The following is a 20,319-nucleotide window of genomic DNA, read 5'->3' as shown; positions in this document are numbered from 1 at the left end:
ATGGTTTGTTAGCTTGCTAAGTAAACTGGTTTTGCGCGCAACAATTTATTGCGGGAAACGCAACATTCCTGCAGGCCGCGTAAACCGTGGCATTGGGTCGCAGTGGTGGGGGTTTTATGACAAAAGTTTCATGTTGTGGCAGGGCTTTGGAGGTTGTGTTGCCCCCGCCAATGCCATCGGGAGCAAGCCCCCTCCCACATTTTGAAATGCATTCCAAGTGTGGGAGGGGGCTTGCTCCCGATAGCGGTGGAGGCTTCAAAGCAGAACCTGCAGGCAAAAAAAAGCCCCGCATTCAGCGAGGCTCTTTTTAACTCATCAGGGCAATCAGCTCCCTTTGACAGCCTTACCGTCAACGGTGCCATCCTGCAGCATGATGTTGTATTCCTTGCCATCTGTCTCAACCTGGCGCAAGGCAACCAGAATGCCGCCCTGGTCCTTGGCAAACCACATCTGCGTGATGCGCTTGCTCTGGGATGGATCACGCACGCGTTCAACCTTGATCGCGTCGATGGAGCCTACCTTGGTCTGGACCTTTTCCGGGCCCATGACGCGGAAGTCATAGGTATCCACATCCGTACCTTCGGCCACTCGGTAGCTCATGCTTTTCTTGCCGGCAGCCACATCGCGCTGAAGGGCGAGTTGATAGGTGGACTTGTCGAGCATGCCGCTTTCGAGGGTGACGTTAACCGGGTCCTTGTTTTCAAAGCCGGTGATCTTCTTGGTCGCCTGGTCGAAATCCAGGTTGATCTTCTTCGCCTTGCCCAAACCGCCGCGCTCGAAGCTGTAGCTCTTGGGTTGCAGGGTGTCCTTGTCGAACAGGATCACGCTGGTTTCGGTCAGGCTGGCAATCATCATCGAGGCCTTGAAGTTCAAGGTCCAGGTGCCGTCGCCGTTCTTGGTCAGGCTGCGTTCAGCCGAACCACTCATGGGCAGTTGTTTCCAGTCGGCGGTGTAGCTGACGGAGAAGGGGTGTAGGTCCGCCGCTTGCACGGCAGGCAGAGCGAACAGCGCAAAAGCGAAGAGCAGGGCGCGACGCATAAAATCTCCTAGGTTCGAATCAAGTGGCCGCTGGCCGCGAGTAACTGACCATCCAATAATGCACCCTGTTCACCAAGAATCAACCGACCCTCGGCAAACCAGCGAACAGCCAACGGGTAAATCCTGTGTTCCTGGGTATGAACCCGTTGCGCAAGCGTCTGCGCCGAGTCATCCGACTCTACCGGAACCACTGCCTGTACGACCAGAGGCCCGCCATCGAGTTCCTCGGTGACAAAGTGCACGCTGCAGCCATGCTCGCGGTCGCCGGCATCGAGGGCGCGCTGATGGGTATGCAGGCCTTTGTACTTGGGCAGCAGGGAAGGGTGGATATTGAGCAGGCGCCCTTCGTAATGCCGCACGAAATCAGCGCTGAGGATGCGCATGAAGCCGGCAAGTACGACGAGCTTGGGGTTGAAGGCGTCGATCAGTTCGATCAAGGCGCGGTCGAAGGCCTCGCGACCGTCGAATGCCTTGTGATCCAGCGAGCGGGTCTCGATACCCGCGTCCCTGGCGCGTTGCAGGCCGTAGGCATCGCTGCGGTTGGAAATCACCGCAGCGATGCGCACCGGGCTGTCGCCGGTGTGCGTGCTGTCGATCAGGGCCTGCAAATTACTGCCGGTGCCGGAAAGCAGCACCACGACATCACAGGTGACAGGCATCAATGCGCCTTAAGGTTCTTCAGTTCAACCTGGGCCGCGCCTTCGGCAGCGCTGGCGATCTGGCCGATGACCCAAGGCTGCTCGCCGGCTTCACGCAGTACGTTCAGCGCGGTTTCAACGTGCTCCTGCGCCACGCAGATGACCATGCCCACGCCGCAGTTCAGCACGCGGTGCATCTCGGTTTCGTTGACGTTGCCTTTCTCTTGCAGCCAGTCGAAGACCGCAGGGCGCTGCCAGCTGGCCACGTCGACAATCGCCTGGGCGCCTTTTGGCAGCACGCGCGGGATGTTGTCCAGCAGGCCGCCGCCGGTGATGTGGGCCATGGCCTTGACGGCGCCGGTGTCCTTGATCAGCTTGAGCAGCGGCTTGACGTAGATGCGCGTCGGAGCCATCAGCAGGTCGGTCAGTGGCTTGCCGTCGAGCTGGATGTTCTCGATATCGGCGCCGGACACTTCGATGATCTTGCGGATCAGCGAGTAGCCGTTGGAGTGCGGGCCGGACGATGGCAAGGCGAGCAAGGCGTCGCCGGCAGCGACTTTGGAGCCGTCGATGATTTCGGATTTTTCCACCACGCCGACGCAGAAACCGGCCAGGTCGTAGTCTTCGCCTTCGTACATGCCTGGCATTTCAGCGGTTTCGCCGCCGACCAGGGAGCAACCCGACAGTTCGCAGCCGGCGCCGATACCGGTGACCACTTGGGTCGCGGTCTCGACATTGAGTTTGCCGGTGGCGTAGTAGTCGAGGAAGAACAACGGCTCGGCGCCGCACACCACCAGGTCGTTGACGCACATGGCAACCAGGTCGATGCCGATGCTGTCGTGCTTGTTCAGGTTCAGTGCCAGGCGCAGCTTGGTGCCTACGCCGTCGGTGCCGGAAACCAGTACAGGCTGCTTGTAGCCGGCCGGGATTTCGCAGAGGGCGCCAAAACCGCCCAGGCCACCCATGACTTCAGGGCGCGCAGTGCGCTTGGCGACGCTCTTGATGCGTTCGACCAATGCTTCACCGGCGTCGATGTCTACACCGGCGTCCTTGTAGCTCAGGGAGGGTTGCTTGCTCATGATCCAGGCCTTTAAGGGGGATTTCTGGGTAACGACCGAGCGGGCAGGCACTTTTGGCGAAGGCCCAGCCGTTGACGGTCTGCGAAGGCGCGCGATTTTATCAGGCTTGAGGGGCAGCGGCCATCCTCGGGCCGACGGGCAGGGCATATGAGTCTAAAAAAAACCGAATCGGCCCGGTAATGCACCGTATTAAGGTATAGCCTTGAATCCGCTATCGTTATGACAGTATGAAAACTTACCGAGACCCGTGAATGTTTTACCGGTCGCTGTGTCACAGCCTTGCCAAACCGAGATCACGCGGTCTGTTCCAGCCGCTAAATTTGTCGTTCGGGAATCTTCCATGCGTCTGTGTAAATTCTTTTTTGTAGGCTGTTTGTCGTTGGTCAGCCTGGCGAGTCATGCCGAAACCCTCAATGGCCTCTATCAAGTCCTCGAACCGGTCAGCAGCCAATCGCCCCAGGAGCGCGACCAGGCCACCCAACGCGCCGTGCAGACCCTGGTCATCCGCCTGACCGGCGATGCCAAGGCCGCCGAGGGTCCGGGCCTGGCGGCGGTCCGCAAAGACCCGCAACAAATCATCAGCCAATACGGCTACGACGCCGGCCCGCCGGAAAGCCTGCAAGTGGATTTCGACCCGGTCAGCACCGATCGCGCCCTGCGTGACGCCGGCTTGGCGATCTGGGGCAGCAATCGCCCCTCGATCCTCGGCTGGTGGCTGAACGACTCTACCGAAGGCAGCAGCCTGGTCGGCGACGGCCAGGCGGTGGCTCAAGCGCTGCGCCGGGCGGCCCAGCACCGAGGCTTGCCGTTGCGCCTGCCGCTGGGTGACCTGGACGAACAGGTGGTCGCCACCGCGCCGAACCTGGAAAGTGCCGACGCCACGCCGCTGCGCGCCGCCTCCGAGCGCTATGGCGCCGATGCGTTATTGGCGGTGCATGCGCGCCAGGAAGGCAACCAGTGGCAGGCCAAATGGCGCCTGTGGCTGGGCGACAAGACCGAGCAGGGCAGCGTCCAGGGCGCTGACACTGGCGCGGTCGCCGACGCCGTGTTGCTTGCGGTCAGCCAGAAGCTCGCGCCGCGTTTTGCGGTCAAGCCGGGGGTCAGCGCCGAACAGTTGCTGGAGGTGCAGGGCATGAACCTGGAGCGCTACGCCGTCCTGGGTCGTTTGCTCGAGCCCTTTGGTGGCCAGCCGCAGCGGGTGGACGGCAATCGTATTGTGTATCGCGTCAATGGCAGCGCCGATCAGTTGCGCACCCAGTTGAGCCTGGCCAAGTTGCAGGAAGTGCCGGCGGGTGAAGCCTCCGCCCCGCAACCGCCGGCCGATGGCGCACAACCGGCTGCCGCGCCTGAGCCCCAGGCGCAGTTACGTTTTCGTTGGTAAGTGGCCTGGCTTCTATATAGAAGCGGCAAGCAAATAACAGAGGAAGTGGTTCATGGCGGATACGCGTCGTTGGGTGTGGCTTGGCGGGATTGTCCTGCTGTGCGTTTTTGTGTTCTTGCTGCATTCGATCCTGACGCCATTTCTGGTGGCGTTGCTGCTCGCCTATCTGTTCGATCCGGTGGTGGATCGCCTGGAGAAGGCCGGCCTGTCGCGAACCTGGGGTGTGATCGCGGTGTTTGCCTTGTTTACCCTGATCATCACCGTTCTGGTGCTGGTGCTGGTGCCGATGCTGGCCAAGCAGCTGTATCGACTTTACGAACTGGCGCCGCAGATGCTCGACTGGTTGCAGCACACGGCGATGCCATGGGCCCAGGCCAAGCTTGGGCTGTCGGACGGGTTCTGGAAGTTCGACAAGGTCAAGGCCGCGATCAGTGAACACATGGACAAGACCACCGATATCGTCAGTATGGTGCTCAGCCAGGCCACCGCTTCCAGCCTTGCGCTGATCGGCTGGCTGACCAACCTGGTGCTGATCCCGGTGGTGGCGTTCTACTTGCTGCGGGACTGGGACATCATGATGGCCAAGATCCGCAGCCTGCTGCCGCGCGACCGCGAGGAGCGCATCGTGTCCCTGGCGGGCGAGTGTCATGAGGTACTGGGGGCGTTCGTGCGCGGGCAACTGCTGGTGATGCTGGCGCTGGGCATCATCTACGCCGCCGGCTTGATGGCGATCGGCCTTGAGCTGGGCCTGTTGATCGGCCTGATCGCCGGGCTGGCCGCAATCGTGCCCTACATGGGCTTCGTGATCGGCATCGGCGCGGCGCTGGTGGCGGGGCTGTTCCAGTTTGGCGGCGACCTGTACCCGATGCTGGGCATCGTCGCGGTGTTCATGGTCGGCCAGGCGCTGGAAGGCATGGTATTGACGCCGCTGCTGGTGGGGGACCGTATCGGCCTGCATCCCGTGGCGGTGATCTTTGCGATCCTGGCGGGCGGTGAGCTGTTCGGCTTTACCGGCATCCTGCTGGCGCTGCCGGTGGCGGCGGTGATCATGGTGCTGGTGCGGCATGTTCACGATGTGTACAAGGATTCGGATGTGTACACGGGCGTTGAAGATCCCGATCTGTAATCGCGCTATCACGAACCCGGCTCATGGCCGGGTTTGTTGTTTAATGTGGCGGGTGCGTCAAACAATTCGCGCAAAACCAACAGGTTAACGCAAACCTTTGATTTTGCTTGTGGTCTGCTGCATTGTGCGCCCGGCGCCACGCGTATAAACTTTGCAAACTTTACACAGAGGCCACTCACGGTTCGATGGGAGCCGTTCAGTCAGCATGAAACCGATTCAGCTGCCCCTAGGTGTGCGTCTGCGTGACGACGCTACCTTTATCAACTACTACCCAGGCGCCAATGCCGCTGCACTCGGCTATGTCGAGCGCCTCTGCGAAGCCGACGCCGGGTGGACTGAAAGCCTGATCTATCTGTGGGGCAAGCATGGCGTCGGGCGTACCCACTTGCTGCAGGCCGCGTGCCTGCGTTTCGAGCAGATGGGCGAGCCGGCGGTTTACCTGCCGTTGGCTGAGCTGATGGACCACGGTGTGGGGATCTTCGACAACCTCGAACAATACGAACTGGTGTGTCTGGACGATTTGCAGGCGATTGCGGGCAAGGCGGACTGGGAAGAGGCGCTGTTTCATCTGTTCAACCGCCTGCGCGACAGTGGCCGCCGCCTGTTGATCGCCGCGTCCACGTCGCCGCGTGAACTGCCGGTGAAGCTGGCCGACCTCAAGTCGCGGCTGACGCTGGCGTTGATCTTCCAGATGCGCCCCTTGTCCGACGAAGACAAACTCCGTGCCCTGCAACTGCGCGCCTCGCGGCGCGGGCTGCACCTGACCGACGAGGTCGGGCACTTCATCCTCACCCGTGGCACGCGCAGCATGAGCGCGCTGTTCGAGTTGCTCGAACAGCTCGATCAGGCCTCGTTGCAGGCCCAGCGCAAGCTCACCATTCCCTTCCTCAAGGAAACCCTAGGCTGGTAGCCGAGCCTTGTGTTTCCAGGCTTTCGGCAAATTCCAGGCGCCAGAAAACCTGCGTTTTGGCCGGTTTGGCCACGCACAGGGCCTGTATGTGGGATTAACGGCTTAGATGGCGTGGTCCAAACAGGAAGTCACAAAGAGTTCGATTGAATTTGCAAATCGATGTGATAGAAGGCATAGTCTCGGCTTCTTTACACATCAGCCACGGTCGTGCCCATGCTAAATCGCTTCGCACCCCTCGTGCCTCTCGCACTCGTTACCCTGTTGTTTGGTTGCGCTTCCCACCCTCAGCAGGTGGCAGAACAGCCCAAACCACAGGTTCAAAATCAGGCTAAATTCGTTGCTGCACAGTCTGCTTCTGTTTATGAAGAAGAGCTGGCAACTGAAAAAGAGCTGGCCGACTTCTCCGGCAGCAAGCCTTACCAGCTTCCCGTTCTGGCCGACAGCATTCTCGAACGCGGCATGTCCCTGATCGGTACCCGCTACCGTTTTGGCGGCACCTCTGAAGCCGGTTTCGATTGCAGCGGTTTTATCGGCTACCTGTTTCGTGAGGAAGCCGGCATGAACCTGCCGCGCTCCACCCGCGAAATGATCAACGTGAAAGCACCGTTGGTCGCACGCAACAACCTCAAGCCCGGTGATCTGCTTTTCTTTAGTACAGCCGGTCGCGGTCGTGTCAGCCACGCCGGTATCTACTTGGGCGATAACCAGTTTATCCACTCCAGCAGCCGTCGTAGCGGTGGGGTGCGGGTCGATAACCTGGGTGACAGCTACTGGAGCAAAACCTTCATCGAAGCCAAGCGTGCACTCGCCATGGCCCCGTCTACGGTTACCGCCAGTAAGTAAAGTTAAAGTGATACTTGAAGTTTGACGTGTAAGCGCTAGAATCCCTGGACATTGCTGTAATCCGTTCGCGCGAGCTTTGCTTGCGCGTTCTGGTTTTCAGCGTTCGGCAGCGAAAGCCGCATCCAGACCAGGATTGTTCTGCCCATGTCGACCTCGGCCCGCCTCTTTCTTCTCGTTTGCGCCGCGCTCCTCAGCGCCTGCGCAAGCCGTCCACCGCCGCCTGCTCCCGTAGCCGTCAAGCCTAAGCCGGTGTTCAACTATTCCACCCAGAATTTCTCGCCGGCCGCCGAAGACGTGCTCTTCCGCGCGCTGGGCCTGGTGGGCACGCCGTATCGCTGGGGCGGCAACACGCCGGACTCGGGCTTTGATTGCAGCGGCCTGATTGGCTTTGTCTACCGCGATGCGGCCGGTATCACCTTGCCGCGCACTACCCGCGAGTTGATCGTGATGCGTGCCCAGGACGTCAGCGAGCAGAACCTGCAAACCGGTGACCTGCTGTTTTTTGCCACCGGTGGTGGTTCGCGGGTGAGCCACGCCGGCATCTACGTGGGTGAGGGCCGTTTTGTGCACGCTCCGCAGACTGGCGGTACGGTGAAGCTGGATACGTTGTCGAAGGCGTATTGGCAGAATGCTTACCTGAGTGCCAAGCGCGTGTTGCCAGCAAACTTGGCGCGCAATCCCTGAGTCGAACACCGAACCAAATGTGGGAGGGGGCTTGCTCCCGATAGCAGTGGGTCAGGCGCAGATACTGTGACTGATACTCCGCTATCGGGGGCAAGCCCCCTCCCACATTGTTTTGTGGTGTGCTTGAGAGGGTCTACTTGACCGTAGACACCCGCCACACCCTATTCCCCACATCATCGGCCACCAGCAAATCCCCTTGCTGATCGATCACCACGCCCACCGGCCGGCCCATGGCGTTCTCATCTTTATCGAGGAACCCGGTCAGCACGTCCACCGGCTTGCCTTTCGGCTGCCCGCCCTCGAACGGCACGAAGATCACCTTATAGCCACTGTGCGGCTTGCGGTTCCAGGAACCATGCTGGCCGATGAACGCACCGTTGCTGAACTGCGCCGGGAGTGTGTTGCCCTGGGCGAATGTCAGCCCCAGCGAAGCGGTATGCGGGCCGACCGCATAGTCTGGCGCAATGGCTTTGGCGACCAGCTGCGGGTTCTGCGGGGTGACGCGCACATCCACATGCTGCCCGTAATAGCTGAACGGCCAGCCATAGAACGCGCCGTCCTTGACCGAGGTGATGTAATCCGGCACCAGGTCGCTGCCGATTTCATCGCGCTCGTTCACCGCCGTCCACAATTTGCCGCTCTGCGGCTCCCACGCCATGCCGTTGGGGTTGCGCAGGCCGGAGGCGAAAATACGATGCTGGCCCGTGGCGCGGTCCACTTCCCAGATCGCCGCCCGGCCTTCTTCGGCTTCCAGGCCATTCTCGCCGACGTTGCTGTTGGAGCCGACGCTGACATACAGCTTGCTGCCGTCCTGGCTGGCGATCACGTTTTTGGTCCAGTGATGGTTGAGGCTGCCACCCGGCAAATCGACGACTTTGGTGCCGGCCGCCTTGATCGCGGTCTCCCCAGGTTGATAGGGGAAACGCAGCAACTTATCCGAGTCCGCCACGTACAGGTCATTGCCGACCAGAGCCATGCCGAAGGGCGAGTTGAGGTTTTCCAGGAACACCGTGCGGGTTTCGGCGACGCCGTCGTGATCGGCGTCGCGCAGCAGGGTGATGCGGTTCGGGCTCGGCACGCCTGCGCCCGCGCGGCCCATGACTTTCTCCATGACCCAGCCGCGCACGCCTTTGGCGTCATCGGGCTTGGGCGGTGCATTGGTCTCGGCCACCAGGATGTCGCCGTTGGGCAGCACGTAGAGCCAGCGCGGATGCTCCAGGCCCTCGGCGAATGCAGCCACCTGGGTGCCAGCAGCGGCCGTTGGCTTGGCGCCGCCTGGCCAACCGACAGCCGGCGCGATGTTCACGGTGGGGATCAGCGTCTTGTTCGGTTCCGGCAACCTGGGCGAGGGCCCGGTGCCGTCGGCTACCTGCAGGGTAGAGCTTTCTCCGCAGGCGGCGAGGGTGCCGGCGAGCATGATCAGTAGGGCGAGTCTGGTTTTGTGCATGGTGTTCTCCTGAATACCTGTAAGGGTAGAGAAGCACATCACCTTGATGGTTCAAGTACAGGGCCAGCTTTAATTGACGCTCCACCCCCAACCCACTAACCTTCGCGGCTTGTTCCAGGTGCTCTGTGGCGCATGCGTCGACAGAGTGAAACAGGGAAGCCGGTGAGTGAGCGCACTTGTACACAGTGCCGCCGCAATTCCGGCGCTGCCCCCGCAACGGTAAATGAGTCAAGACGGCGCTATTGGCCACTGTATCGCAGGCGATATGGGAAGGCGCGCCGTTGGCATGTCCTGTCTTTTACAAAAGGCAGGGCGCCACTCATGAGCCCGGAGACCGGCCTGAAACATCCAACAGCATCACGGTGGGCGATGCTTGGCTGTCTGTTGTCTTTTTTCCTGCCCGCCGTTTTTGTCCAGCCCCAACGGAGAGCTGCCATGACCGATACCCCCGACCGCGACGAACGCCACCTGGCGCGCATGCTGCGCAAAAAAGCCGTGATCGATGAACGCATCGCCAACTCGCCCAATGAATGCGGTTTGCTGCTGGTGCTGACCGGCAACGGCAAGGGCAAAAGCAGTTCGGCCTTCGGCATGTTGGCCCGCGCCATGGGGCATGGCATGCAGTGCGGCGTGGTGCAGTTCATCAAGGGGCGCAACAGTACCGGCGAAGAGTTGTTTTTCCGCCGCTTCCCCGAGCAGGTCCGCTTTCACGTGATGGGCGAAGGCTTCACCTGGGAAACCCAGGATCGTCAGCGCGATATCGCCGCCGCCGAAGCGGCCTGGGCGGTGTCCCGGGCGATGCTCAATGACCCTTCCATCGGCCTGGTCGTGCTCGACGAACTGAACATCGCCCTCAAGCACGGCTACCTTGACCTCGACCAGGTGCTCAGCGACCTGCAGGCGCGCCCGCCGATGCAGCACGTGGTGGTCACCGGCCGTGGCGCCAAGCCTGAGCTGATCGAAATGGGCGATACCGTCACCGAAATGGGCATGCTCAAGCACGCGTTCCAGGCCGGTATCAAGGCACAGAAAGGCGTCGAACTTTGAATCAGCCCCGTCATTGCCCGGCCGTCTTGATCGCCGCACCGGCGTCCGGCCAGGGCAAAACCACCGTCACCGCCGCGTTGGCGCGTTTGCACCGCAACCTGGGGCGCAAGGTACGCGTATTCAAATGCGGGCCGGACTTCCTTGACCCGATGATTCACGAGCGCGCGAGCGGCGCGCCGGTGTATCAATTGGATATGTGGATGGTGGGCGAGCAGGAAAGTCGTCGTTTGTTGTGGGAAGCGGCCGGGGAGGCCGACCTGATCCTGATCGAAGGCGTGATGGGCCTGTTCGACGGTACCCCGTCCAGCGCCGACCTGGCGCGGCATTTCGGCGTGCCGGTGCTGGCAGTGATCGACGGCACGGCCATGGCGCAGACCTTTGGCGCCCTCGCGTTGGGCCTGGCGCGCTACCAGCCCGACCTGCCATTCGCCGGCGTGCTCGCCAACCGCGTCGGCACGCTGCGCCATGCGCAGTTGCTGGAAGGCAGCCTCACCGAAGGGTTGCGCTGGTACGGCGCGCTGTCGCGTGAAACCGGTATCGAATTGCCCAGCCGTCACCTGGGCCTGGTGCAAGCCAGCGAACTCAATGACCTCGACCTGCGTCTGGACGCCGCCGCCCAGGCGTTGGGCAGCAGTTGCGAAGTCGCCGTGCCGCCACCGGTGACATTTGCCGCGCCGCAGGTGATCACCGCCGAGCCGTTGCTCGCCGGGGTACGCATTGCGGTGGCCCGTGACGAAGCCTTCGCGTTTACCTACGGTGCCAGCCTCGACTTGTTGCGCGCGATGGGCGCCGAGTTGCGTTTCTTTTCGCCGATCCATGACGGCGCATTGCCTGAAGCCGACAGCCTCTATCTACCCGGCGGTTACCCGGAGCTGCATCACCGGGCCCTGTCGCAAAACACGCCGATGCTCGCCGCCATCCGCGCTCATCATGCAGCCGGCAAGCCCTTGCTCGCCGAATGCGGCGGCATGCTGTATCTGCTGGACTCGCTCACCGATGTCGACGGCAACCGCGCCGAACTGCTCGGCCTGTTGCAGGGCGACGCAGTGATGCAAAAGAAATTGGCGGCGCTGGCGCTGCAAAGCGTCGAACTGCCCGAAGGCACCTTGCGCGGGCACACCTATCATCATTCCCTGACCAGCACCGAATTGGAGCCGATCGCCCGTGGCCTGAGCCCCAATGGTGGGCGTGGGGCTGAGGCGGTGTATCGGCAGGGGCGGATGACAGCGTCCTATGTACACTTTTACTTTCCGTCGAACCCGGAGGCGGTGGCCGCACTTTTTGTGCCAGGCCCTGACACCGCTATCGGGAGCAAGCCCCCTCCCACAGGGGAGTGCATTCCACAGGTGGGAGGGGGCTTGCCCCCGATGACGCCATGAGCGACAACGCCTTCCCCGAGGCCGACCGCCAAGCCGTCTACCGCGCCATCGCCGAACGTCGCGACATGCGTCACTTCAGCGGTGGCAGCGTCGCGCCTGAGTTATTGCAGCGCCTGCTCCAGGCTGCTCACCAGGCACCCAGCGTCGGCCTGATGCAACCGTGGCGCTTTATCCGTATCAGCGACCGTCAATTAAGAGGGCGCATTCAGCAACTGGTCGAAGAAGAGCGCCTGCGCACCGCCGAGGCGTTGGGCGAGCGCTCCGATGACTTCATGAAGCTCAAGGTCGAAGGCATCCACGACTGCGCCGAAGTGCTGGTGGCAGCGCTGATGGACGATCGCGAGCGGCACATCTTCGGCCGTCGCACCTTGCCGGAAATGGACATGGCGTCGTTGTCCTGCGCCATCCAGAACCTGTGGCTGGCGGCCCGCGTCGAGGGGTTGGGCATGGGCTGGGTGTCGCTGTTCGAACCCCAGGCCCTGGCCGACCTGCTGGGTTTGCCGGCGGGCGCAAAACCCCTGGCGGTGCTGTGCCTGGGGCCGGTTGCCGAGTTCTATCCGGCACCGATGTTGCAGCTTGAAGGCTGGGCCGAGCCGCGGCCATTGGGTGACATGCTGTACGAAAACCTGTGGGGAGCGAGTCAATGAGTGTGGCCTTGCTGTGTGTGGCCGCAGTGGCGCTGGATGCGCTGCTGGGTGAGCCCAGGCGCTGGCATCCGCTGGTGGCGTTCGGCAATTTTGCCGGGCGCATCGAACAGCGTTTCAATTCAGGCGGTCGTGGCTGGCGCAGCCATGGGGTGACCGCGTGGTTTATCGCGGTGGTGCCGCTGACCCTGCTGGCCACCGCATTGTCCTGGGCGCCGTACATCGGTTGGGTGCTGGAAATCCTGGCGTTGTACTGCGCCCTGGGCATGCGCAGCCTGGGGGAGCACGTGATTCCGGTCGCCCAGGCCCTGCGCAGTAATGACTTGGAAGCAGCGCGCCAACGCGTGAGTTATCTGGTCAGCCGCCAGACCAGCGAGTTGGATCGCACCGAAGTCGCTCGCGCGGCCACCGAGTCGGTGCTGGAAAACGGCAGCGACGCCGTGTTCGCCGCGCTGTTCTGGTTCGTAGTCGCCGGCGTGCCGGGCGTGGTGCTCTATCGCCTGAGCAACACCCTCGATGCCATGTGGGGCTATCGCAACGAACGCTTCGAACGTTTTGGCTGGGCGGCGGCGAAGATCGACGATGGGCTCAACTATATTCCTGCACGCCTGGTAGCCTTGACCTACGCGTTGCTGGGCAAGACTCGCCTGGCGCTCAAATGCTGGCGCACCCAGGGGCCGACCTGGGACAGCCCCAACGCCGGTCCGGTGATGGCCGCTGGCGCCGGTGCGCTGGGCGTCGAACTGGGTGGCGCGGCGATTTATCACGGCGAGGTGCACCAGCGCCCGCCATTGGGCGAAGGCCCGCCGGCCGACGCTGACGCCATCGACCGAGGCTGGCAGCTGGTGCAGCGCGGCGTATGGTTGTGGCTGCTGGTCCTGTGCGCGGGGGCGCAATTTTATGCTTGAACACGGTGGTCGGCTGCGTAAGGCGGCAATTGAATACGGCATCGCGGAGGCGGATTGGCTCGATTTGTCCAGTGGCCTGGCGCCCTGGCCGTGGCCGATCCCCGAGATTCCCTTGCGCGCCTGGGCACGGCTACCGGAAGCCGATGACGGCCTGGAAAAAGCCGCCAGCGACTACTACGGCGCGGCTCACGTGCTGCCGGTGCCGGGCTCCCAGGCCGCGATCCAATTGCTGCCGCGCCTGCGCCGTTCCGGCAAGGTCGGCGTACTGTCGCCGTGCTACGCCGAACACGCCGAAGCCTGGCGTCGTGCCGGTTATGTGGTGCGCGAAGTGCAGGAGCAGGAAGTCGATTTCTTTCTCGACGGCCTCGACGTGCTGGTGGTGGTCAACCCGAATAACCCCACCGGCTTGAGCCTGGCCCCGGAGCGCCTGCTCGACTGGCATACGCGGCTGGCCCAGCGCGGCGGCTGGCTGGTGGTGGACGAAGCCTTCATGGACGTGACGCCGCACTTGAGCCTGGCCAGCCACACCCAGCAGGTCGGCTTGATCGTGTTGCGCTCATTCGGCAAGTTCTTCGGCCTGGCCGGCGTGCGCCTGGGCTTTGTGCTGGCCGAGCGCCGGTTGCTCAAATTGCTCGCCGAACAGGTCGGGCCCTGGGCGGTCAGCGGGCCGACACGGGTACTCGGCCAGGCATGCCTGCGCGACAGCGCCGGGCACGCCCGCCAGCGCACGCGTTGCATCGAGGCCGGCCAGCGCCTGTCCGAGCTGCTTGAGCGTCAGGGTTTTCAACCCCAGGGTGGCTGCGCCTTGTTCCAGTGGTTGATCACCCCGCACGCCGAACGCTTGCACGAATTCATGGCCCAGCGCGGCATTCTGCTGCGCCTGTTCGTTCACGACAGCAGCGTGCGTTTCGGCCTGCCCGACACCGAGGCCGATTGGCAGCGTCTCGAGACGGCACTGGCCGCCTACAAGGAAGCGACATGACTACGTTGATGGTGCAGGGCACCACCTCCGACGCCGGCAAAAGCACGCTGGTGACCGCACTGTGTCGCTGGCTGGTGCGCCAGGGGGTTGCAGTGGCGCCGTTCAAGCCACAGAACATGGCGCTCAACAGTGCGGTGACTGCTGAAGGCGGCGAGATCGGCCGCGCCCAGGCGGTCCAGGCGCAGGCCGCCAACCTGGCGCCCCACACCGACATGAACCCGGTGCTGCTCAAGCCCAACAGCGACACCGGTTCCCAAGTGATTATCCATGGCCGCGCCGTGACCAGCATGAACGCGGTTGCCTACCACGACTACAAAGCCGTCGCGATGCAGGCGGTGCTGGCCTCTCACACACGGTTGAGCCAGGCCTATCCGGTGGTGATGGTCGAAGGCGCGGGCTCGCCGGCCGAGATCAACCTGCGCGCCAATGACATCGCCAATATGGGCTTCGCCGAAGCCGTGGATTGCCCGGTGCTGTTGATCGCCGATATCAATCGCGGTGGGGTGTTCGCCCATCTGGTCGGCACGCTGGAATTGTTGTCCCCCAGCGAACAGGCGCGGGTCCGGGGTTTTATCATCAACCGGTTTCGCGGAGATATCGCGCTGCTGCAACCGGGGCTGGATTGGTTGGAGGCGCGTACCGGTAAGCCGGTGGTGGGCGTATTGCCCTACGTGATGGACCTGCACCTCGAGGCCGAAGATGGCATCGACCAGCGCCAGCCCGACAAGGCCGCCCAGGTGCTCAACGTGGTGGTGCCCGTGCTGCCGCGCATCAGCAACCACACGGATTTCGATCCGCTGCGCCTGCATCCCCAGGTGAACCTGCAATTCGTCGGGCCGGGTCAGCCGATCCCGGCTGCCGACCTGATCATCCTGCCGGGGTCGAAAAGTGTGCGCAGTGATTTGGCGTACTTGCGTGCCCATGGCTGGGATACCGCCGTGGCGCGGCATTTGCGCTATGGCGGCAAGGTGCTGGGGATTTGTGGTGGCCTGCAGATGCTCGGCGAGCAGGTGCATGACCCGCTCGGCCTGGAAGGGCCCGTCGGCTCCAGCGATGGCCTGGGGCTGCTGGCGTTCAGCACGACGCTTGAGCAAGAGAAGCAGTTGCGCAATGTGCGCGGGCGTTTGTTGCTGGAGGATGCGCAGGTAAGCGGGTATGAGATCCATGCGGGGGTGACGTCCGGCCCGGCGCTGGCGAATGCCGCCGTGCGGCTCGACGACGGGCGCAGTGATGGCGCGCAGAGTGCCGACGGGCAGATCCTCGGCACTTATCTGCACGGCCTGTTCGAGACACCGGCGGCGTGCAGCGCACTGCTGCGCTGGGCGGGGTTGCAGGACGTGCAGGACGTCGACTATCACGCCCTGCGTGAGCGGGATATCGAGCGCTTGGCGGATTTGGTGGAAAACCATCTGGACACTGAATTGTTGCGTCGATTGTGCGGAATCTGACGTCGGCTGACTGGAAAAGGATTGGCTCATGCATCAATTGATTCTCGGCGGCGCCCGTTCGGGCAAAAGCCGTCTGGCTGAAAAACTCGCCGGCGGCAGCGGTTTACCGGTGATGTATATCGCCACCAGCCAGCCGCTGGACGCTGAGATGAACCAGCGCGTTGCCCTGCACCGTGCGCGTCGCCCCGACCATTGGGGCCTGATCGAAGAGCCCATCGAGCTGGCGCGGGTGTTGCGCGACAACGCCGCTGCCGAGCGTTGCCTGCTGGTGGACTGCCTGACCCTGTGGCTGACCAATCTGCTGATGTTGGAAGACCCTGAGCGCCTTGCTTCGGAGCGCGACCAGTTGCTCGATACCCTGGCTGCACTGCCGGGGCAGATCATTTTTGTCAGCAACGAGACCGGACTGGGTGTCGTGCCGCTGGGTGAATTGACTCGCCGTTATGTGGATGAAGCCGGTTGGCTGCATCAAGCCTTGGCCGAGCGATGTCAGCGCGTAGTGCTGACGGTTGCCGGCCTGCCCCTGACTTTGAAAGGTACTGCGTTATGACGGATTTCTGGTGGCTCAACCCCTGCAAGGCCATCGACGCCGCTGCGCAAGCACAGGCGTTGGCGCGTCAGCAGCAGTTGACCAAGCCCGCCGGTTCGCTCGGCCAGCTGGAAGCGCTGGCGGTGCAGTTGGCCGGGTTGCAGGGCCGGGTCAAACCGTCGGTGGAGCAGCTGTGGATCGCGATTTTTGCCGGCGACCATGGCGTGGTTGCCGAGGGCGTGTCGGCGTTTCCCCAGGCTGTGACCGGGCAGATGCTGCACAATTTTGTCAGCGGTGGCGCGGCCATCAGCGTATTGGCTCGCCAGCTGGATGCGCAGTTGGAAGTGGTCGACCTCGGCACGGTCACGCCCTCCCTGGATCTACCCGGCGTGCGCCACCTGAATATCGGCGCGGGCACGGCCAACTTTGTCCACGGCCCGGCGATGACCCAGGTGCAGGGGCGCCAGGCCTTGCAGGCCGGCCGAGACAGCGCACGCCGCGCTTTGGAGCACGGCGCAGAGCTGTTTATCGGCGGTGAAATGGGCATTGGCAACACCACCGCCGCCAGCGCGTTGGCGTGTGCGCTGCTCGATTGCCCGGTGAGTGACCTGACCGGTCCGGGCACGGGGCTGAATGCCCAAGGCGTCAGCCACAAGGTGGCAGTCATCGAGCGCGCCCTGACGTTGCACGCGGCCCAGCGTGGCGACGCGTTGCAGACGCTGTTCAACCTGGGGGGCTTTGAAATTGCCGCGCTGGTTGGTGCCTACCTGGCCTGCGCCCAGGCAGGCATCGTGGTGCTGGTGGACGGGTTTATCTGCAGCGTCGCCGCGCTGGTGGCCACGCGCTTGAATCCGGCCTGCCGCGACTGGCTGGTGTTCGGCCATCGTGGCGCCGAGCCGGGCCATCGTCAGGTGCTGCACAGTCTTGACGCACAGCCGCTGCTGGACCTGGGCCTGCGCCTGGGCGAAGGCAGCGGTGCGGCGCTGGCGGTGCCGCTCCTGCGCCTGGCCTGTGCGTTGCACGGCCAGATGGCGACGTTCGCCGAAGCCGCCGTGGCGGATCGCCCTGCATGACCTTGCACCTGGACCTGCTGCGCCACGGTGAAACCGAGCTGGGCGGCGGCCTGCGCGGCAGCCTGGATGATGCCTTGACGGCCAGGGGCTGGGAGCAGATGCGCGCGGCTGTGCTGGGGCAGGGGCCTTGGGACCGGCTGATCAGTTCGCCGTTGCAACGCTGTGCGCGCTTTGCTGAGGAATTGGGCGGGCGTCTCAACCTTCCAGTCAGCCTGGAAGAAGACCTGCAAGAGCTGCACTTCGGCGCCTGGGAAGGGCAGAGCGCGGCGGCGTTGATGGAAACCGACGCCGAGGGCTTGGGCTTGTTCTGGGCGGATCCCTACCGCTTCACGCCGCCAGAAGGTGAGCCGGTGGAGGCGTTTTCCGAACGGGTGCTGGGCGCCGTCTTACGTCTACAGCAGGCCTATGCCGGTGAACGCGTGCTGTTGATCAGCCACGGCGGCGTCATGCGCCTGTTACTGGCGCGCGCGCGCGGCCTGCCGCGTGAACACTTGCTGAATGTCGAAGTCGGCCACGGTGGGCTGTTCAGCCTGCAGGTAGCGGCCGATGGCACGTTGAAGGAAGGAGTCTGAACATGCTGCCATTCTGGATCGCCCTGCAATTCCTCAGCAGCCTGCCGATTCGCCTGCCAGGCATGCCGCAACCTCAGGAACTGGGGCGTTCGTTGCTGTTTTACCCGGTGGTGGGTCTGCTGTTTGGCCTGCTGCTATGGGGCCTGAACAGCCTGTTGATGGGTGCGCCATTGTTGCTGCACGCCGCGCTGCTATTGACCGCCTGGGTGCTGCTCAGCGGCGGCCTGCACCTGGACGGCCTGGCGGACAGTGCCGACGCCTGGCTGGGTGGCTTCGGCGACCGCGAACGCACCCTCAGCATCATGAAGGACCCGCGCAGCGGGCCGATTGCCGTGGTCACCCTGGGCCTGGTGTTGCTGCTCAAATTCACCGCGCTGGTGGCCTTGATCGAGCAGCATAATGGCGCCGCGCTGATTCTCGCGCCATTGATCGGCCGGGCTTCGATGTTGGCGCTGTTTCTCACCACGCGCTATGTGCGTGCCGGTGGATTGGGCCAGGCGCTGTCGGATCATTTACCGAGGATTGTCGGCCAGCAGGTGCTGATCCTCAGTGGACTGGCCTGCATCCTGATCGGTGGTTTCAGCGGTGGGATAGCGGTACTGCTCGCGGCGGGCTGTTTTATCGGCTTGCGCCATTTAATAATCAGGCGCCTCGGTGGCACCACCGGCGATACCGCCGGCGCCCTGCTGGAACTGCTCGAAGCGGCCGTGCTGATCGGGCTGGCGCTGTAACACTTTCTTGCATTTGCTTAACTCCGGGTATATACACGCTCTATGCTTGCTTCCCAATGTTTGTGCACCAACCTGCGACGCGCCGCCCGTGGCGTCAGCCGGTATTACGACGGCGCCCTCGACGGCTTCGGGATCAACGTTGCCCAGTATTCTTTGCTGAGCAACCTGCAACGTCTCGATCAGCCGAGCATTTCCAGCCTGGCGGAAGCGATGGGCCTGGACCGCAGCACCTTGGGGCGCAATCTGCGCGTACTGGAAGGTGACGGCCTGGTCCGGTTGGTTGAGGGCGATGACCTGCGCAACCGCCTGGTGCAGCTGACCGAGGCCGGGCAGCAGCGGTTGGCCGCGGCCTTGCCGGCATGGGAAGCGGCGCAACAGAAACTGATCGATCAACTGGGCGCCGAAAAGCGCGAAACGTTGTTGGCCTTGCTGGATGAACTTGCCTGAACGGCGGTTTGTTCGACTATAAGCGGGTATATACCCGCGAGCGGAGAATAAGAAATGACCTCAATGTGGCGCACCAGTGGCTGGGTTCTTGTGGGGAGTGCGCTGATCCTGGCGTTGTCGTTGGGCGTGCGGCACGGCTTCGGCCTGTTCCTGGCACCGATGAGCAGCGAATTTGGCTGGGGACGTGAGACGTTCGCCTTTGCCATTGCCTTGCAGAACCTGATCTGGGGCCTGGCGCAGCCGTTCACCGGGGCCCTGGCTGACCGTTTCGGCGCGACCAAGGCGGTGTTCGTCGGTGGCGTGTTGTACGCCGTGGGCCTGGTGCTGATGGGCATGTCGGATTCGGCGTGGTCCTTGTCCCTGAGCGCGGGATTGCTGATCGGCATTGGCCTGTCCGGCACGTCGTTTTCAGTGATCCTCGGTGTGGTCGGCCGCGCCGTACCAGCGGAAAAACGCAGCATGGCCATGGGCATCGCCAGCGCCGCAGGCTCCTTTGGCCAGTTCGCCATGGTGCCAGGCACCCTCGGCTTGATCGGGTGGCTGGGCTGGTCTGCGGCGCTGCTGGCGTTAGGCTTGATGGTCGCGTTGATCCTGCCGCTGGTGGCCATGCTCAAGGACCGGCCGCTGCCGACCACGGTCGGTCAGCAAACCCTGCGCGAAGCGTTGAAGGAGGCGTGCTCTCATTCCGGGTTCTGGCTGCTGTCCTTCGGCTTTTTCGTCTGCGGTTTCCAGGTGGTATTCATCGGCGTGCATCTACCGGCATATCTGGTGGACCAGCATCTGCCGGCTACCGCGGGCACCACGGTGCTGGCGTTGATCGGCCTGTTCAATGTGTTCGGCACCTACACGGCCGGCTGGCTGGGTGGGCGCATGTCCAAGCCGCGCTTGCTCACTGGCTTGTACCTGTTGCGTGCGGTGGTGATCGTGTTGTTCCTGTGGGCGCCGGTCACCGAAGTCACGGCTTACCTGTTTGGCATGGCAATGGGGTTCCTGTGGCTGTCTACCGTGCCGCTGACCAACGGCACTGTTGCGACCTTGTTCGGTGTACGCAACCTCTCGATGTTGGGGGGGATCGTGTTCCTGTTCCATCAACTCGGCTCGTTCCTCGGTGGCTGGTTGGGCGGGGTGGTCTATGATCGAACCGGTAACTACGATTTGATCTGGCAAGTGGCGATTCTGCTCAGCCTGCTCGCGGCGGCCCTGAACTGGCCGGTGCGTGAACGGCCAGTGGCGCGCGTGCAGGCGCAAATGGAGGCGGCATGAGTGCAGCACTGCGGTGCACGGCCCTGGTGGCAGGGCTGATGTTGTTGCTGTTGGCCTGGTGGGGCTGGCAGCACGGCGGCCTGGCGTTGATGCAGTTGGGCATGGCGATCTGTTAAGTTCTATGTCTGAACCCATGCGAGGACTTTTCAC

The 20,319-nt window shown here is 63.0% G+C and carries 21 protein-coding genes and 1 riboswitch; of the genes, 17 read left to right on the top strand and 4 right to left on the bottom strand.

The window, feature by feature from the left end:
- Positions 1-324 precede the first annotated feature (324 nt).
- The 3 genes from C4J86_RS18600 to purM are packed head-to-tail and all read right to left on the bottom strand — an operon-like array spanning position 325 to position 2,755.
- Positions 325-1,038, bottom strand: a complete 714-nt coding sequence (locus tag C4J86_RS18600) for a DUF3108 domain-containing protein (protein ID WP_124363833.1) — start codon at positions 1,036-1,038, stop codon at positions 325-327.
- An 8-nt stretch (positions 1,039-1,046) separates the two neighbouring features.
- Positions 1,047-1,697, bottom strand: coding sequence for a phosphoribosylglycinamide formyltransferase (gene purN / locus C4J86_RS18595; RefSeq protein ID WP_124371449.1), 651 nt, complete (start codon positions 1,695-1,697; stop codon positions 1,047-1,049).
- Positions 1,697-2,755 (bottom strand): phosphoribosylformylglycinamidine cyclo-ligase, encoded by a 1,059-nt coding sequence (gene purM, locus C4J86_RS18590; RefSeq protein WP_124363831.1) that lies wholly within the window; start codon positions 2,753-2,755, stop codon positions 1,697-1,699. Before purM ends, purN begins: the two co-directional genes overlap by 1 nt.
- Positions 2,756-3,095: 340 nt before the next feature.
- On the opposite strand from purM, the gene C4J86_RS18585 reads away from it, so the two are divergent.
- The 5 genes from C4J86_RS18585 (at position 3,096) to C4J86_RS18565 (ending at position 7,699) form a co-directional block, all read left to right on the top strand.
- A complete protein-coding gene (locus C4J86_RS18585) occupies positions 3,096-4,136 on the top strand; it encodes a DUF2066 domain-containing protein (protein WP_124371448.1) in 1,041 nt (346 codons plus the stop codon).
- Between the two features lie 52 nt (positions 4,137-4,188).
- The gene (locus C4J86_RS18580; protein ID WP_124367880.1) at positions 4,189-5,262 is read left to right on the top strand and encodes an AI-2E family transporter; all 1,074 of its coding nucleotides are present in this window, start codon (positions 4,189-4,191) and stop codon (positions 5,260-5,262) included.
- Positions 5,263-5,467: 205 nt separating this feature from the next.
- Entirely contained in the window at positions 5,468-6,172 is a 705-nt protein-coding gene (gene hda, locus C4J86_RS18575; RefSeq protein WP_124363828.1) for a DnaA regulatory inactivator Hda, read from the top strand.
- A gap of 213 nt (positions 6,173-6,385) precedes the next feature.
- Positions 6,386-7,015: a C40 family peptidase gene (locus C4J86_RS18570; RefSeq protein ID WP_124363827.1), complete on the top strand. Its 630-nt coding sequence runs from the start codon at positions 6,386-6,388 to the stop codon at positions 7,013-7,015.
- Between the two features lie 144 nt (positions 7,016-7,159).
- A complete protein-coding gene (locus tag C4J86_RS18565; RefSeq protein ID WP_124363826.1) occupies positions 7,160-7,699 on the top strand; it encodes a C40 family peptidase in 540 nt (179 codons plus the stop codon).
- Positions 7,700-7,832: 133 nt separating this feature from the next.
- On the opposite strand, the gene C4J86_RS18560 is transcribed toward C4J86_RS18565, so the two are convergent.
- On the bottom strand, positions 7,833-9,146 hold the full coding sequence (locus C4J86_RS18560; RefSeq protein WP_124371447.1) for a sorbosone dehydrogenase family protein: 1,314 nt from the start codon (positions 9,144-9,146) through the stop codon (positions 7,833-7,835).
- Between the two features lie 99 nt (positions 9,147-9,245).
- Positions 9,246-9,504: riboswitch (cobalamin riboswitch) on the top strand.
- Positions 9,505-9,581: 77 nt separating this feature from the next.
- On the opposite strand from C4J86_RS18560, the gene cobO reads away from it, so the two are divergent.
- Genes cobO through C4J86_RS18500 form a run of 12 tightly spaced genes read left to right on the top strand, consistent with a single transcriptional unit; the run spans position 9,582 to position 20,169 of the window.
- Positions 9,582-10,193, top strand: coding sequence for a cob(I)yrinic acid a,c-diamide adenosyltransferase (cobO, locus tag C4J86_RS18555; RefSeq protein WP_124371446.1), 612 nt, complete (start codon positions 9,582-9,584; stop codon positions 10,191-10,193).
- Positions 10,190-11,572, top strand: coding sequence for a cobyrinate a,c-diamide synthase (locus C4J86_RS18550; RefSeq protein WP_124371445.1), 1,383 nt, complete (start codon positions 10,190-10,192; stop codon positions 11,570-11,572). Before cobO ends, C4J86_RS18550 begins: the two co-directional genes overlap by 4 nt.
- Complete coding sequence (bluB, locus tag C4J86_RS18545; protein ID WP_124371444.1) at positions 11,569-12,219, top strand: 5,6-dimethylbenzimidazole synthase; 651 nt, start codon at positions 11,569-11,571, stop codon at positions 12,217-12,219. The genes C4J86_RS18550 and bluB overlap by 4 nt, the downstream gene beginning before the upstream one ends.
- Positions 12,216-13,124, top strand: a complete 909-nt coding sequence (gene cbiB / locus C4J86_RS18540) for an adenosylcobinamide-phosphate synthase CbiB (RefSeq protein ID WP_124371443.1) — start codon at positions 12,216-12,218, stop codon at positions 13,122-13,124. The genes bluB and cbiB overlap by 4 nt, the downstream gene beginning before the upstream one ends.
- Positions 13,117-14,106, top strand: coding sequence for a threonine-phosphate decarboxylase CobD (gene cobD / locus C4J86_RS18535; RefSeq protein ID WP_124371442.1), 990 nt, complete (start codon positions 13,117-13,119; stop codon positions 14,104-14,106). Before cbiB ends, cobD begins: the two co-directional genes overlap by 8 nt.
- The gene (locus tag C4J86_RS18530; RefSeq protein ID WP_124371441.1) at positions 14,103-15,554 is read left to right on the top strand and encodes a cobyric acid synthase; all 1,452 of its coding nucleotides are present in this window, start codon (positions 14,103-14,105) and stop codon (positions 15,552-15,554) included. The genes cobD and C4J86_RS18530 overlap by 4 nt, the downstream gene beginning before the upstream one ends.
- A gap of 28 nt (positions 15,555-15,582) precedes the next feature.
- Positions 15,583-16,104, top strand: a complete 522-nt coding sequence (gene cobU, locus C4J86_RS18525; protein ID WP_124371440.1) for a bifunctional adenosylcobinamide kinase/adenosylcobinamide-phosphate guanylyltransferase — start codon at positions 15,583-15,585, stop codon at positions 16,102-16,104.
- Positions 16,101-17,156, top strand: a complete 1,056-nt coding sequence (gene cobT, locus C4J86_RS18520; protein ID WP_124371439.1) for a nicotinate-nucleotide--dimethylbenzimidazole phosphoribosyltransferase — start codon at positions 16,101-16,103, stop codon at positions 17,154-17,156. Before cobU ends, cobT begins: the two co-directional genes overlap by 4 nt.
- Positions 17,153-17,728, top strand: coding sequence for an alpha-ribazole phosphatase family protein (gene cobC / locus C4J86_RS18515; RefSeq protein ID WP_124371438.1), 576 nt, complete (start codon positions 17,153-17,155; stop codon positions 17,726-17,728). Before cobT ends, cobC begins: the two co-directional genes overlap by 4 nt.
- A gap of 2 nt (positions 17,729-17,730) precedes the next feature.
- Positions 17,731-18,459 carry an adenosylcobinamide-GDP ribazoletransferase gene (locus tag C4J86_RS18510; RefSeq protein WP_124371437.1) on the top strand — a complete coding sequence of 243 codons (729 nt, stop codon included), beginning with the start codon at positions 17,731-17,733 and terminating at the stop codon, positions 18,457-18,459.
- A gap of 42 nt (positions 18,460-18,501) precedes the next feature.
- On the top strand, positions 18,502-18,906 hold the full coding sequence (locus tag C4J86_RS18505; protein ID WP_124363814.1) for a MarR family winged helix-turn-helix transcriptional regulator: 405 nt from the start codon (positions 18,502-18,504) through the stop codon (positions 18,904-18,906).
- Positions 18,907-18,960: 54 nt separating this feature from the next.
- Positions 18,961-20,169, top strand: a complete 1,209-nt coding sequence (locus C4J86_RS18500; protein WP_124367868.1) for an MFS transporter — start codon at positions 18,961-18,963, stop codon at positions 20,167-20,169.
- The last annotated feature ends 150 nt before the right edge of the window (positions 20,170-20,319 follow it).

This window comes from Pseudomonas sp. R2-7-07 (genome assembly GCF_003852355.1).
Lineage (GTDB): Bacteria > Pseudomonadota > Gammaproteobacteria > Pseudomonadales > Pseudomonadaceae > Aquipseudomonas.
Note: the sequence above shows the minus strand (reverse complement) of the source record. Positions and strands in the feature narration are given on the sequence as shown.